Here is a 14,458-nt window from a genome sequence, read left to right as displayed (position 1 = left end):
CTTGTCGGAAGCAGTCTTTTGGCTCATACCCGGTTTGATTTCAGGTTTTGCATCTGCCGTTTTGGAGCCGGACTTCTGGCTGTCTGACTTTGAGGTAGCGTTTGACGTGGATGAAGGTTTCGCACCTTCTGACCCACCCGACGTCGTTCCCGGCTTTTGATCAGCAGGTTCTTTGGCAACATTTGCATTGCCCTTGCTATCAATGGAAATGGTTTCGGACGAGCCGGATTTTGTCTCGGCTGGGTCTGTGGAAGCGTGGGTTTTTGGCGTTTCTGGTTTTTTCACGGTCGGACCATTGCAGTTTGCGGTTGTTCCGAGACACCACTTGGCGCGGAAAAGTCAGGCGAATGCGTTCTCTAGTGCCGAAAGAAGGTATTCCTGTGTCGGGTGTTTTGCCACTTCTGTCTTTAGCCATGTAAGGACGCTTAGGCGATCTTGCACTGCCGAACTCAGACAAATTGCACGTGTACCGACCAGATCTTTTTGCAGCTTGTGTCTTTCAATCAGCTTAACAAAGCTTTCCGCCGTACGGGGAGAGAAAAATAAAACTGCATCAATATGATGGGCAGAAATCGCGCTGACGACCTCATTTGGAAGACAATCGGACGGAACGGCATCATACATGGTTTGCCTTCGGATATCGAAGTTTCCGTCTCGCAAAAGTGATCCCAGATCTCCGGCGACCTTGCGGGCCGCAGGATGGAATAACGCCCCGTTTGTCGGATCAATCTGATCTTTGATCAGGCGTGCCAAATCGTGAATGTCACCGTTAGCACTTCGTATATCGGTGAAACCGGCCTGTTGTGCGGTGCGCGCAGTGGCATCACCTACGCACAAAGCCGGATAACGCCGGTCATCACATTGCCGGGTAAAGGCACGCACACCATTGGCAGAGGTAAATATCAATGCCTGCACATCAGCAAGATCAAGCTGATCCGGGTTTTGGGGAAACTCGATCCGCAACATCGGCGCCGAAAGCAGGCGATAACCACGTTGCAGAAGCGTGGTTTCGAGTTCCTGCGAATCGGCTTCCGGTCGGGTATTGAGGATCAATGGTCCCATATTCTCCCCGCTGATATTCCAGATCGCGCCATTAACCCGACTAGGCCGAGATAAAGTCTGACCCGCCACGCTCTTTGAGCTCGTTACCGGCATCGGTTCCGGCGGCTGCGGCATTTGCCAGGTCCGGATCATAAATCATTCGTTCAGTATCCAGTCGTTCGCTGCCATCCGGGCGCACAATGCTGACCCGTAAACGCATTCTGCCATCCGGGAGATATTCGGCAAGAGCAGCAATAGGGGTGCGACATGAACCGTCGAGCGCACGTAACGCCGCGCGTTCAGCCGCGACGCGGATGGCCGATGCCGGGCAGTTCAAAGCAGAAAGCCAGTTGTGCGTCTGGTTGTCAGTTTCGCGAATAGTAATACCGATTGCCCCTTGGGCAACAGCGGGGAGCATGTCGTCCTCGGAAATTGCAGCAGTTGCAACTTCTGGACGGTTTAGCCGGTTCAAACCTGCCATTGCCAGAAGCGTGGCATCCACCTGACCCTCTTCAAGCTTGCGAAGGCGGGTTTGGACATTGCCACGGAATGTCACAACCTTGAGATCGGGATATTTATTAAGGATCATTGCTTGGCGGCGTAACGATGCCGAGCCGATCACCGATCCCGCAGGCATTTCGGCAAAGCTTTTGTATTTCAGAGAAATAAACGCATCGCGCACGTCTTCGCGCGGCAAGATCGTTGGCAAAATCATGCCATCTGGCAGCACCGTCGGCACATCTTTCATACTGTGAACAGCAAGATCAATCTCGCCACCCATCAGGGCATCATCAATTTCCTTGGTGAATAACCCCTTGCCACCGATTTCCGACAATGCGCGATCAAGAATCTTGTCGCCCGTCGTTGTAATAACGGTAATGGCAATCGCGCCTTCGGCGGCGAGTTCGGGATGCGCTTTCGCAAGCTTGTCGCGGACTTCATGCGCCTGAGCCATCGCCAGGGGAGAGCCACGTGTGCCGATGCGGAGTTTTACGGTATCAGATGTGTTTGTCATGAGCCCGAGTTGTAGTCATAAAACCGATTGAAAACAAGGGCGGTAGCGTATGCCACCTTACCCAAACCGGATCGGATTATAATGATGAATGTCCCTGTTTCATTGACTTATGTGGTAGTGTTTTTTCTCTGACGCTTTTCCTGCATAGGGCAAATGCATTGCCTTGGGGTGGAAAACGGGTGCTGTTTAGGCTACATCACTGCCAGAATTTTCCCACACAGGATGCGTCAATCTGACGCGACTTATTGCCGGATTTGCAAGAAATGATCGTATTGGGTATCGAAACCAGTTGTGATGAAACGGCGGCAGCTGTCGTGAATGACAAGCGCGAGGTTATGTCCAACAGGGTGCTTTCGCAGCTTGACGATCATCGTCCTTATGGTGGTGTTGTTCCGGAAATTGCGGCACGCGCGCATCTTGAACATCTTGACCGTCTTGTCGCCGAAGCGATGGATGATGCGGGTGTTGATTTTGCCGATCTTGATGCCGTGGCCTGCACAGGTGGCCCCGGTCTGATTGGTGGCGTTATGGTGGGGGCCATGACCGCGAAGGCGATTGCCTTTGCAGCTCAGAAGCCGTTTCTGGCGGTCAATCACCTTGAAGGTCATGCGCTTACGGTGCGCCTTACGGATGATGTTGCATTTCCTTACCTGCTGTTGCTGGTTTCCGGCGGTCATTGCCAGGTCCTGATCGTTGAAGGTGTTGGCCAATACAAGCGGATCGGGACGACCATCGATGACGCGGTGGGTGAAGCATTCGACAAAACCGCGAAAATGATGGGGCTTGGTTACCCGGGGGGGCCTGCGCTTGAAAAAACGGCGGAGGCCGGGAACCCGGACAGGTTTGGTCTGCCCCGACCGTTACGCGGGCGTCCCGGGTGTGATTTTTCGTTTTCGGGTTTGAAGACTGCGGTCCGCATCTATCTCGACGGGTTTCCTGTCGAACAGCAAACTGCCGAAGTCAAAGCTGATCTGGCGGCTTCGTTCCAGCGGGCAGTGGGTGATACGCTCATTGATCGCACACGAAATGCAATTTTCGAATTCATGCGCGATTATCCGACGGGCAAGACTTTGGTGCTTGCCGGTGGGGTTGCGGCAAACAAATATTTGCGGACCCGTTTGACGGAACTGACCGATCAGGCTGGCATGACGCTTGTTGCGCCACCGTTGGAGCTTTGTACTGATAATGCCGCCATGATTGCCTGGGCAGGGTTGGAACGTTTTCGCCTCGGTCAGCATGACGAACTGGATTTCAAGCCGCGACCGCGCTGGCCGCTTGACCCAGAGGCACCAAAGCGTCCGGGTGCGGGAGTGAAGGCCTGAGTTTCTCCAAACGCCAAACTGTTCGAATATTTATCATCGGGGTCGAGAAGAACTATGTCGGATAAGCGCATAACGGTAGTCGGCGGCGGCGCATGGGGTACTGCGCTGGCTATTCAGGCTGTACGGGCTGGTGCTGATGTTGAGCTTGTACTGCGTGATAGTGCGCTGGCGGAACGCATCGACAATTCTGGTGAAAATGACCTTTATCTACCTGGGGTGAAGCTTCCGAAAGCATTAAGAGCGACAATTGCGATTGATGGATTGAGAGAGTCAGACGCGGTTCTTCTGGTTACACCGGCACAGCATCTTCGAAGCACTTTGATCAAGCTTGCCCCGCATTGGCCCGAAACGCTTCCTGCCGTTATTTGCGCCAAAGGGATCGAAAAAGGGACCGGTGCGCTTATGGCGCAGGTCGTGAACGAAACGCTTGGTGATGTTCCGGTTGCGGTTCTGTCTGGCCCGACATTTGCCCAGGAAGTTGCCAAAGGGCTGCCCGCGGCGATTACACTTGCCTGTTCAGACAGGAATTTGGGCAAGGATCTGGTGGAACTGATCGGGACGTCGGCATTTCGGCCCTATTTCAGTACCGATGTCGTGGGTGTTGAAGTTGCGGGGGCTATCAAAAACGTTCTGGCAATCGCAAGCGGCGTTGTCGCGGGGCTTGAGCTTGGCGATAATGCGCGCGCAGCCCTGATTACCCGTGGACTTGCCGAAATGTCGCGATTGGCGGTGGCGATGGGGGGGCGGATTGAAACCATGATGGGGCTGGCGGGACTTGGCGATCTGACGCTGACATGTACCGGCACGTTGTCGCGCAATTACACCTTCGGGTTTGCCCTTGGGCAGGGGCAGAAGGCTGATGCCATTTTGGCCGCACGACGTTCGGTGACCGAAGGTGTTCATACAGCCGCGTCAATTACAGCTGTTGCGTCGAAATACGGTATTGAAATGCCAATCTGCAGTGCTGTGGATCAGGTCGCCAACCATGATGCGGACCTGCGCAGCACGATCAATGCATTGTTGCAGCGCCCGTTTCGCGATGAGCTTGAAACCGGAAAATAATCTGGTCACATCCACGCTATCAGCTTTTGTTCGGCTTGAGCCTTTGAGCAGGTTCTGTCAATTTACCGGTATCAAAACCAATTTTGACAGGAAACGCTGCCATGCATTTTTACATTCGCTGTGTCGACAAACCGGGGCATCTTGCTGTGCGCAAAGCCAATCGTAATGCGCATCTTGCCTATATCAAGGACGGTTTTGCCGACAGGATCGTTGCAGCAGGCCCCACACTTGATCCCGATCTTGAGGGCATGAATGGCTCGGTCTTCATTATCGAATTTGACACCCAGGCCGAAGCCGAAGAATTTGCCGCCAACGATCCATACGGCAAGGCAGGTCTGTTTGAATCCGTGATTATCCGTCCCTTCAAAAAGGTATTCTGATCCATGGCATACTGGCTGATCAAAACCGAGCCGGGAAGCTGGTCGTGGGACGATCAGGTCAGGAAAGGTGTCGAGGGATGGGATGGGGTTCGCAACCATCAGGCGGCAAAAAACCTCAAGATCATGCAGATCGGTGATCTGGCTTTCTTTTATCATTCGGTGAATGAAAAACGGATTGTCGGCATTGTCGAGGTGGTCCGCGAAGCCTATCCCGATCCAACTGACGCCACCGGCAAATTTGTTCAGGTTGATTTCAAAACCGTCAAACCGGTGCCAAATCCGGTGACACTGGCCGATATCAAAGCTGATCCGCGATTTGCCGAATTGCCGTTGCTCAGACAATCCCGTTTGTCGGTCATGCCGATAGATGATGCATCCTGGACAGCGATTTGCGAGATGGGTGGTGTTTCGGCATGACAGTTGATCTGCCGCCCTCCGGAACAGTGTTATGTGCGCTTTCTGATCTGGATGCGACCGGGGCCAAAGGCATATCGCTTGACGGAAATTCTGGCCGGGCCGGGATTTTCATCGTGCGGGACGACGCAGGGGTTTTCGGTTACGTCAACAGTTGCCCCCATATTGGTGTGCCGCTTGAACTTGAGTCCGATGAATTCATCAGTGATATTCACAACGAAATCATCTGCTCGACGCATGGCGCACGTTTCAGGATCGAAGATGGCCTATGCGTATCGGGTCCTTGTGACGGCGATATGCTGGAACCCGTTGCCGTAAAGATTGAGAACGAGAAAGTCGTTCTGGCCTGAAATTCTGCGTCATGGTGACGGTCTTAGGCGACCGTCACCTTTTCGATAAGCTCATCAAGATGTTTGGTGATGACATCAAGCTGATCCGGTTCGGACAGGCGATGATCACCGGTTTTGATCAGATCTATGCGGACATCCTTGGAAACCAGTGCTTCCGTCAGACGAATGGCGGTCTGCCACGGGACATCCGGATCCTGCATGCCTTGGATAAGGCGAACCGGGCATTCAAGTTTGATCGGATTTCGCAAAAGTAGCTGATTTCTGCCATCCTCTATCAGAGCCTGCGTAATCGTATAGGGATCGTCGCCATACTCGGTCGGCTCGATCAGGGCTCCGTTCTTGGTGATTTCAGATTTCTGGGCATCACTGAATTGCGCCCACATAAGGTCTTCGGTGAAGTCGGGGGCCGCCGCAATGCCAACAAGTCCGGCGATGCGTTCTTTCCGGGCCAGTGCCGCCAACAGCATGATCCAGCCCCCCATTGATGATCCGACCAGAATAAGCGGACCTGAGGTGATTTCGTCAATAATGGCAATGGCATCGCGGGCCCACTGTCCAATCGTCCCGTCTTTGAATGCGCCTGCCGATTGTCCGTGACCCGAATAGTCAAAGCGGGTATAAGCCAGCCCCTGCTGTACGCAATGGGCCTCGAGATGGGTGGCCTTGGTGCCGGTCATATCGGACATGAAGCCCCCCAGAAACAGAACACCAGGCTTTTGTCGGCCTTGTACTTCTGTCAGCTTGCCGGGAGTCGCATGGTATGCGATTTTTAATCCGTCAGGCCGCTCGAGATACTGAGGCGTCGGCATGTCATTTGTCATCCGGGAAGGGTATCCTTGGGTGTTAGTGGTTGGAATTGCATGAGCGCGTCAGAGATCAAGACCCAGTCAGTTTATCGTCCGGAACAGCAGGTGCAAGGTTCGGCTTATCGTCCGGCCGTAATTCTGCAAGTTCTGCCGGAACTTGATACCGGTGGTGTGGAGCGCGGTACGGTTGATATTGCGCGTGCCATTGTTGATGGTGGTGGTGTTGCGCTGGTCGCTTCTCAGGGCGGTCGGCTTGAGCGGGAGCTGGACCGGTTTGGTGCCCGTCATATTACCCTGCCACTGAAGTCAAAAAATCTGTTTACCATGCGCCGCAATGTTGATGCGCTGGTTGATCTTATCCGTGCAGAGGGCGTTGATATTATTCATGCGCGTTCGCGCGCGCCGGCCTGGAGTGCCTATTTTGCTGCGCGCAAGGCGGGGATTCCGTTTGTTACGACATTCCATGGCACTTATTCCGGTCATAACAACCTGTTCAAAAAGCGTTATAACGCGATCATGACAATGGGTGATCAGGTCATCGCCATTTCCAATCATATCGCGGACCATATTCGCAAATTTTATAAAATGGATCCTGCGCGCCTGAATATCGTGCCGCGCGGTACCAATACCGATTTGTTCAATCCGGAAAATGTCAGTCAGGAACGCCTGATTGCATTGTCAAACCAGTGGCGTTTGACCGGTGAAGAATATGTCATCATGTTTCCGGGACGGATCACGCGCTGGAAAGGGCATTGTTTCCTGATCAAGGCTTTACCGGCAGTGTTTGAAGCACTTGGCCATCGGAACGTGCGTTGTCTGATGGTCGGTTCCGATCAGGGACGCACGGCTTATCGCGATGAAGTGCTGGCTTTGACCAGGAAGCTTGGCCTCGAAGATATTGTGCATATCGTTGATCATTGTGCCGATATGCCAGCGGCCTACATGCTGGCGGATGTGGTTGCGTGTCCGTCAATCGAGCCCGAAGCCTTCGGCCGAATTCCATCCGAAGCGCAGGCAATGGGGCGCCCGGTTGTTTCGACGGCCCATGGCGGTGCCATGGAGACGGTCTTGCCCGGTGAAACCGGATGGCTTGTTACGCCGAATGAAGTTGAGCAATTGTCTGTGGCATTGACACAAGTGTTGCGGTTGACCCCGGAAAAGCGTGCCGCTTTGGCGCAAAAGGGGCGAAAGCACGTTATCGAAAACTATTCCCTGACCCAAATGGCGGAAAAAACTCTGGCGGTTTATGAAAAGGCGCTGAAAGGCGCGATCAGGAACGCTGCATGACAGAAACGATGACTTCGGACATGTCGCAAGATGCTGAAATTGTCGCGGGTGTGATGCCGGATGCCAGGCAGGAACGCATTCTTGTCATCAAGCTGTCTGCCTTGGGGGACATTATTCTTGCCATGGGGGCATTTGCCGCGATTCGATCCGCGCATCCGCGTGCTCATATCACGGTTCTGACAACACGGCTTTATGTCGACCTGATAAAATCAACGGGTTATTTTGACGCCATTGCAATAGACCGGCGGCCAAAGCTTTATCAGGTGCGTGAGGTTCTTGCGCTGCGCCGCTTCCTGCGAAATGGCAACTTTGATCGGGTCTATGATCTGCAAACTTCGGATCGCAGCGGGTTTTACTATCGGCTGTTTTGGCCGGGGAAAGCACCGGAGTGGTCCGGAATTGCCAAGGGCTGCTCGCATCCGCATGACAACCCGGATCGTGACAGTCTGCATACCATTGACCGTTTGGCGGATCAGCTGCATCGCTCCGGGATCGAAAATGTGCCACCGCCGTTTATTGCCGGATCGGATATTGATCTGGAACGTTTTGGGGTTCGAAGTCCTTTTGTTCTTATTTGTCCTGGCGGTGCCCCGCATCGTCCTGACAAGCGGTGGCCTGCCGAGCGGTTCGGTTTGCTGGCAAAAAAGATTGCCGACTATCGTCTGACGCCGGTGCTGATCGGAACTGATAAGGAAGCCGAGGTTCTTGGCAAAATCGATAGTATGTGCCCCAAGGCGCGAAACCTGATGGGACGTACAGGGTTTCTTGATATTGCGGGACTTGCGGCACGCTCTGTTTTGGCGATTGGCAATGATACGGGGCCAATGCACATTGCAGCAGCGGCCGGGGCGCCGTCTATTGTGCTGTTTTCGCGGGACTCCGACCCCAAAAAAAGTGCGCCGCGCGGGACAACGGACAACGCCGTCAGCATCGTGCGAGAGAATGACCTGAGGGAATTGACGGTTAACCGGGTGATGGATGAGGTTCGTCATCGCCTTGATCTTGTCGATTAATATCGCCGTTTCTGCCATGTCGGTCGTGCGTCATTGAATGCGAAGGACTTCAAGGCTTTGAATACCGTTGCCCAAGGCTAAAATCATTGCTTTCTGATGACGGCCCGATATGCTAGGCAAAGGTCCGTTTTGCAGTACGCATGACCGGATGTGCTTTCCGGCGACTTATTGCATCACCAGCGACTTGTTTCTGTGCTTTTTTGTTTGATTACCAAAGGAGATTATCCATAGCACGACCACGTAAACCGATGCAGCCGACCAAGGAAGGTCCGCGCGTCAATGAGGATATCAAAGCCCGTGCCATCTGTGTCGTTGACGCTGAAGGCAATATGTCTGATCCAATGACGGTTCGTGAAGGCATTGAAATGGCGATGGAAGCTGGACTCGACCTTGTCGAAGTCGCTCCGAATGCCGAGCCTCCCGTCTGTAAGCTGATCGACTACGGCAAGTTCAAATACGAACAAAGCAAGAAACAGAACGAAGCCAAAAAGAAACAGAAGGTTATTGAAGTCAAGGAAATCAAGCTCCGTCCGAACATTGATATCCATGACTACAATGTGAAGCTACGTGCAGCGCAGAAGTTTCTTGGCGGTGGAGATAAGGTGAAAGTCACTTTGCGTTTCCGTGGACGTGAAATGGCTCACCAGGACCTTGGTCTTGGCATGCTGCAGCGTTTTTCGGGGGATCTTGAAGATCTTGCCAAAACTGAACAGATGCCGAAGATGGAAGGCCGCATAATGATTATGGTGCTGGCGCCGCGTTAACCCGCGGCGTTTTGCCTTTCCAAGCAAGAGGGAATGCCATGGCAGCCGGGAATGATCTTCTGATCGTCGGGGTCGATGACGACCCTAAAAGTCTCGTGCTTCTGAAACGAATCGTCGAAAGTGGCGGATACAGTTTTGTTGGCGTTTCCTCTGGCAAGGAACTTCTGGAAGTCCTGAAGACAAAAAAGCCGCGCATCATTCTGATGGATATCATGATGCCCGGCATGAATGGCTTTGAAACTTCGCTTCGGGTTCGCACGGGTTTCCCTGATCGTGCCTGTGCAATCATCTATGTCACGGCCCGTCAGGGCGAAGAAGATTTGCGTGGCGGTGTTGCCGCGGGTGGAAATGACTTCGTCTTAAAGCCGATCAATCGCGAAAAACTGCTGAGCCGAATCGAGAAGTGGATCGGTCGGGTTCACACAATTAAAACAGCAGTTTAACATATTTCTGCCGGGCTGACATCGATCTGTCGCCAGGTATGAGTGCATCCTGATCGTCCGACTTTTTCCCTGACTTTCACAATACGATTTCGGATCACGCAGATATGCGAGGATCTCTGCCAACGGTGTGTTGTTGTGACCGTTTCAGTCTGATCTTTTACGCGATGTGGTGAAGCGGGGAAAATCGCGGGTAACAGGGGCGAAAAGGTCCTTGAAAAAGGAAGGGGTGGAGTCTATAACCACCCGTCCCCAAAACAGGTGGTGAGGCTGGAAAGATCATTGATCTTTCAGGGCATGCCCAGCCGCCGTGGGGAATTTCGTGTTTCATTGCTTATGCAAGGATAGAAAAATGCCCAAGATGAAGACCAAAGCGAGCGCTAAAAAACGCTTTAGCCTGACCGCAAAGGGTAAAGTTCGTCGCAATGTCGCTAACAAGCGTCACCTGTTGACTGCGAAACCCACCAAGATGAAGCGCCAGGCACGTGGCACGGAGATTCTCTGTGACGCAGATGCCCGCATCGTCAAAAAATTCCTGCCGTACGGTTAAGGCTAAGGAGAGTTAAATGGCTCGTGTAAAAGGGGGCGTGTCTTCTCACGCCCGTCACCGCAAGGTTATCAAGGCTGCCAAAGGTTATCGTGGTCGCCGCAAGAATGCTTACCGCACTGCTGTGCAGGCCGTTGAAAAAGGTCTGCAATATGCATATCGCGACCGTCGCGTTAAGAAACGCCAGTTCCGCAGCTTGTGGATTCAGCGTATCAACGCCGGTGCTCGTGAAAACGGTCTGAGCTACTCGCAGTTCATGAACGGCCTCAAGAAGGCTGGCGTTGAACTGGACCGCAAAGTGCTTGCCGACATCGCCGTGCGCGAACCCGATGCTTTCAAAGCTCTGGTTACCCAGGCGCAGGCTGCACTCGGCTAATAAACCTTTTGCAAAAAGGTTTAATCGGCACTTGCCTGATTTGATCGGGGGCGGCCATATTGGCCGTCCCCTTTCTTTTGTTTATCCCAATTCACTTTAAGCAAAGCATCGGAAGTTATGGAAAACATCGAAGCATTGCGCGAAGAGGTTCTGGCCGAAATCGAAAAAGCAGCCGACTTGCAGGCTCTTGAAGATGTTCGTATCAGTGCTCTTGGCAAAAAGGGCCGCATTACCGGCCTGATGAAAAACCTTGGCCAGATGGATCCGGATCAGCGCCGTGAATTCGGTCAAACGCTGAACACGGTCAAGGATCAGGTTGCCGAGGCGATCGAGACCCGCAAATCCGGCCTGGAAGACGCGGCCTTGAATGCACGCCTGGTTGGCGAACGGATCGATGTAACCCTGCCTTCGCGCATGGACGAGACTGCAGGCCGGATTCATCCGATCAGCCAGACGATGGACGAAATCATCTCGATCTTTGGCGAGATGGGCTTTGCGCTTGCCGAAGGTCCGGATGTCGAAGACGATTTCCATAACTTTACCGCCCTGAACATCCCGCCGGAACACCCGGCGCGCGAGATGCAGGACACCTTCTATCTGCCCGAGCAGGAAGACGGGTCGCGCCTTGTGCTGCGCACCCATACCTCGCCGGTGCAGATCAGAACCATGCAGAGCAAAACCCCGCCAATCCGGATCATCGCGCCGGGGCGGACATATCGTTCCGATAGCGATATGACCCATACGCCGATGTTCCATCAGGTCGAAGGACTGGTGATCGACAAGAAAACCCATATGGGCCATCTGAAAGGGTGCCTGCTGGAGTTTGTTAAAACCTATTTTGAGCTGGACGAAGTTCCGGTTCGCTACCGTCCGAGCTTCTTCCCCTTTACCGAGCCGAGTGCCGAAATGGACATTGGCTGTTCGCGCAAGGGCGGGGAGCTCAAGATTGGTGAAGGCGACGACTGGCTGGAGATTCTGGGCTGCGGCATGGTTCATCCGCGCGTTCTGGCGGCTTGTGGGCTTGATCCGAATGAATATCAGGGCTTTGCCTTTGGCATGGGGATCGAACGTATCGCGATGCTGAAATACGGCATTCCCGATCTTCGCACCTTCTTCGATACCGATCTGCGCTGGCTGAAACATTACGGTTTCGTGCCGCTGGATGTACCGAACATGGTGAGAGGCTAAGATCATGAAATTCACACTCGATTGGCTGAAGCAGCACCTCGATACCGATGCGTCGATTGATGTTATCGCCGAAAAACTGACCGATGTCGGGCTTGAAATCGAAAGCGTCACCGACCGAGCCGCAGCGCTTCGGGATATCCGTGTCGCCTATATCGAAGAAGCGGGTCAGCACCCGGATGCCGACCGCCTGAAACTGTGCCGGGTGAATACCGGTGATAAAATCATTCAGGTCGTTTGCGGTGCACCGAACGCCCGAACCGGGATCAAGGTTGCACTGGCACAGCCGGGCGCGATCATCCCGATTGACGGTTCGAAACTGAAACCGGGTAAAATCCGGGGCGTCGAAAGCCAGGGCATGATGTGTTCGACCCGCGAACTTTGCCTGGGTGAAGATCACGACGGCATCATCGAACTGCCGGAAGATGCCGAAATCGGCGCACAGGTTGCAACGGTTCTTGGTGCGGACGATCCGATCATTGAAATCGGCCTGACCCCGAACCGTCCCGATTGTACCGGTGTGCGCGGGATCGCACGTGATCTTGCCGCTGCCGGTCTTGGGGCGCTAAAGGCAGATCCACGTCAGGAAGCGGTTGCCGGATCGTTCGATAGCCCGGTGGGTGTCACGATTTCAGCAGATATTGCAAAAAATGCCGCAGCCCCGGCATTTTATGGTCGCTACATTCGCGGTGTTAAAAACGGCGAAAGCCCGGCATGGCTGAAAGCCCGTCTTGAAGCCATCGGTTTGCGTCCGATTTCGGCTCTTGTCGATATCACAAACCTTGTGACCCATGACCTTGCCCGTCCATTGCATGTATTTGATGCCGATAAACTGTCGGGTGACATCAATGTGCGCTATGCGATCAATGGCGAAAAGCTTGCGGCACTTGATAACAGGGAATACGAGCTGTCCGAGAGCATGGTCGTGATTGCCGATCAGGCAAAGGCACTTGGCATCGGTGGTATTATCGGCGGTGAAGAAACCGGTTGTGTCGAAGACACGGTCAATGTGTTTGTCGAATGTGCCCTGTTCGATCCGATCAGTGTTGCAAAAACCGGTCGCAAACTGCAGATCAATTCCGATGCCCGTTACCGGTTCGAGCGCGGCGTTGATCCGCAATCAATTGTCTGGGGCATGGAAGTTGCCACCCGTCTGATCACGGAACTTTGTGGTGGCGAAGTTTCGCACGTGGTCAAGGCCGGTGACGTTCCTGCGCCCAGGAACAGCTTTGATCTTCGCATTGATCGCATCCGGGAACTGGGGGGTGTCGACGTTGACGCCGATCAGGCGATTGCAATTCTGAAGTCGCTTGGCTTCGAAGTTACCGGAAATGCGCCCGTTATTACGGCTGTTGCACCAACATGGCGTCCGGATATCGTTGGCGAAGCCGATCTGGTCGAGGAAGTGCTGCGCATTGTCGGATACGATAAAATACCGACGGTGCCGCTGGAACGTGAAACCAGCCTGCCGGTTCCGGCCCTTAGCCCGTTCCAGAAGCGGGTCGGTCTGACCCGTCGGACACTGGCTTCGCGCGGCATGTTTGAAACCGTCACGTGGTCGTTCACGGACTCGCGTTGGGCAAAACTGTTTGCGGATTTGAAACCGGGGCTGTTCCTTGCCAATCCGATCAGTTCCGATCTTGATGTGATGCGGCCCAATGTGCTGATCAACCTGATTGCCGCAGTCGGTCGCAATCAGTCGCGCGGCTTTGCTGATCTGGCACTGTTTGAAGCTGGTCCGGAATTCTTTGGCGATCAGCCGGGGGATCAGCGTCTGGTTGCGGCCGGTTTGCGGTCGGGATCGACTACTCCGCGCAGCTGGACAGGGTCCCGTCGCGATATTGACCTGTTTGATGTCAAGGCGGATGCCGAGGCATTGCTGGAAGCCCTTGGTACTGCCGCAGCCAACGTGCAGGTGAATGCTGATGGTGCCCCGTCGTGGTATCACCCGGGCCGATCAGCCGCCTTGCAGCTGGGGCCGAAAAACATCCTTGGCTATTTCGGTGAACTGCACCCGAAAGTATTGAAAGCTTTGGGTGTCAAAGGGCGCGTCGTTGCGTTCGAGCTGTTCGTTGAAAACGTTCCGATGCCAAAGAAAAAAGGCCCCGGCCGCCCGTTACTGAATGCATCAAGCTTCCAGTCGGTCGAACGTGATTTTGCCTTCCTTCTGGATGCGGATGTTCAGTCCGAAGCCATTGTCAAGGCAGCACGGAATGTGGACCGTAACCTGATTTCGGATGTCACGATCTTCGATCTTTATGCCGGCAAAGGTATCGAGGATGGCAAGAAATCAATTGCTTTCTCGATCACCTTGCAGCCGACCAAGGCAACCCTGACCGAAGAAGAAATCGACGGGGTTTGTAAAAAGGTTGTCGCTGCTGTCGAAAAGGCAACAGGCGGTTCTTTGCGCGCCTAGGGTTTTCCCCGACAAGCATAATAAAAACGGGTCGCCTGTC

16 protein-coding genes are annotated in these 14,458 nt (G+C 53.8%); 13 read left to right on the top strand and 3 right to left on the bottom strand.

Annotated features, from left to right (window positions below):
• Positions 1-339: 339 nt before the first annotated feature.
• Positions 340-1,062: a uroporphyrinogen-III synthase gene (locus BC440_RS11995; protein ID WP_063092441.1), complete on the bottom strand. Its 723-nt coding sequence runs from the start codon at positions 1,060-1,062 to the stop codon at positions 340-342.
• A 40-nt stretch (positions 1,063-1,102) separates the two neighbouring features.
• On the bottom strand, positions 1,103-2,056 hold the full coding sequence (gene hemC, locus BC440_RS11990; RefSeq protein WP_063092442.1) for a hydroxymethylbilane synthase: 954 nt from the start codon (positions 2,054-2,056) through the stop codon (positions 1,103-1,105).
• Positions 2,057-2,319: 263 nt separating this feature from the next.
• Between hemC and tsaD the strand changes: the two genes are divergently transcribed.
• The 5 genes from tsaD (at position 2,320) to BC440_RS11965 (ending at position 5,584) form a co-directional block, all read left to right on the top strand.
• Entirely contained in the window at positions 2,320-3,378 is a 1,059-nt protein-coding gene (gene tsaD / locus BC440_RS11985) for a tRNA (adenosine(37)-N6)-threonylcarbamoyltransferase complex transferase subunit TsaD (RefSeq protein ID WP_007088689.1), read from the top strand.
• Between the two features lie 54 nt (positions 3,379-3,432).
• Positions 3,433-4,440 (top strand): NAD(P)H-dependent glycerol-3-phosphate dehydrogenase, encoded by a 1,008-nt coding sequence (locus BC440_RS11980; RefSeq protein WP_063092443.1) that lies wholly within the window; start codon positions 3,433-3,435, stop codon positions 4,438-4,440.
• A 101-nt stretch (positions 4,441-4,541) separates the two neighbouring features.
• On the top strand, positions 4,542-4,820 hold the full coding sequence (locus BC440_RS11975) for a YciI family protein (RefSeq protein ID WP_063092444.1): 279 nt from the start codon (positions 4,542-4,544) through the stop codon (positions 4,818-4,820).
• A gap of 3 nt (positions 4,821-4,823) precedes the next feature.
• Positions 4,824-5,237: an EVE domain-containing protein gene (locus BC440_RS11970; protein WP_063092445.1), complete on the top strand. Its 414-nt coding sequence runs from the start codon at positions 4,824-4,826 to the stop codon at positions 5,235-5,237.
• Positions 5,234-5,584 (top strand): Rieske (2Fe-2S) protein, encoded by a 351-nt coding sequence (locus tag BC440_RS11965; protein WP_063092446.1) that lies wholly within the window; start codon positions 5,234-5,236, stop codon positions 5,582-5,584. The genes BC440_RS11970 and BC440_RS11965 overlap by 4 nt, the downstream gene beginning before the upstream one ends.
• Positions 5,585-5,607: 23 nt before the next feature.
• On the opposite strand, the gene BC440_RS11960 is transcribed toward BC440_RS11965, so the two are convergent.
• Positions 5,608-6,270, bottom strand: a complete 663-nt coding sequence (locus BC440_RS11960) for an alpha/beta hydrolase (protein WP_063092447.1) — start codon at positions 6,268-6,270, stop codon at positions 5,608-5,610.
• Between the two features lie 174 nt (positions 6,271-6,444).
• Between BC440_RS11960 and BC440_RS11955 the strand changes: the two genes are divergently transcribed.
• From BC440_RS11955 to pheT, 8 genes are all read left to right on the top strand, one after another.
• Complete coding sequence (locus BC440_RS11955) at positions 6,445-7,677, top strand: glycosyltransferase family 4 protein (protein ID WP_063092448.1); 1,233 nt, start codon at positions 6,445-6,447, stop codon at positions 7,675-7,677.
• Positions 7,674-8,690, top strand: coding sequence for a glycosyltransferase family 9 protein (locus BC440_RS11950; RefSeq protein WP_007088696.1), 1,017 nt, complete (start codon positions 7,674-7,676; stop codon positions 8,688-8,690). The genes BC440_RS11955 and BC440_RS11950 overlap by 4 nt, the downstream gene beginning before the upstream one ends.
• Positions 8,691-8,938: 248 nt before the next feature.
• Complete coding sequence (gene infC, locus BC440_RS11945; protein WP_007088697.1) at positions 8,939-9,454, top strand: translation initiation factor IF-3; 516 nt, start codon at positions 8,939-8,941, stop codon at positions 9,452-9,454.
• A 38-nt stretch (positions 9,455-9,492) separates the two neighbouring features.
• Positions 9,493-9,897 (top strand): response regulator, encoded by a 405-nt coding sequence (locus BC440_RS11940; protein ID WP_007088698.1) that lies wholly within the window; start codon positions 9,493-9,495, stop codon positions 9,895-9,897.
• 349 nt (positions 9,898-10,246) lie between these two features.
• On the top strand, positions 10,247-10,444 hold the full coding sequence (rpmI, locus tag BC440_RS11935) for a 50S ribosomal protein L35 (protein ID WP_007088699.1): 198 nt from the start codon (positions 10,247-10,249) through the stop codon (positions 10,442-10,444).
• A gap of 16 nt (positions 10,445-10,460) precedes the next feature.
• On the top strand, positions 10,461-10,817 hold the full coding sequence (gene rplT, locus BC440_RS11930; protein WP_007088700.1) for a 50S ribosomal protein L20: 357 nt from the start codon (positions 10,461-10,463) through the stop codon (positions 10,815-10,817).
• A 117-nt stretch (positions 10,818-10,934) separates the two neighbouring features.
• On the top strand, positions 10,935-12,005 hold the full coding sequence (pheS, locus tag BC440_RS11925) for a phenylalanine--tRNA ligase subunit alpha (RefSeq protein WP_063092449.1): 1,071 nt from the start codon (positions 10,935-10,937) through the stop codon (positions 12,003-12,005).
• 4 nt (positions 12,006-12,009) lie between these two features.
• Positions 12,010-14,418: a phenylalanine--tRNA ligase subunit beta gene (gene pheT, locus BC440_RS11920; protein WP_063092450.1), complete on the top strand. Its 2,409-nt coding sequence runs from the start codon at positions 12,010-12,012 to the stop codon at positions 14,416-14,418.
• Positions 14,419-14,458: the final 40 nt, after the last annotated feature.

It is taken from the genome of Thalassospira sp. MIT1004, assembly GCF_001858545.1.
Classification (GTDB): domain Bacteria; phylum Pseudomonadota; class Alphaproteobacteria; order Rhodospirillales; family Thalassospiraceae; genus Thalassospira; species Thalassospira xiamenensis.
This window is presented reverse-complemented; position numbering and strand designations above follow the sequence as displayed.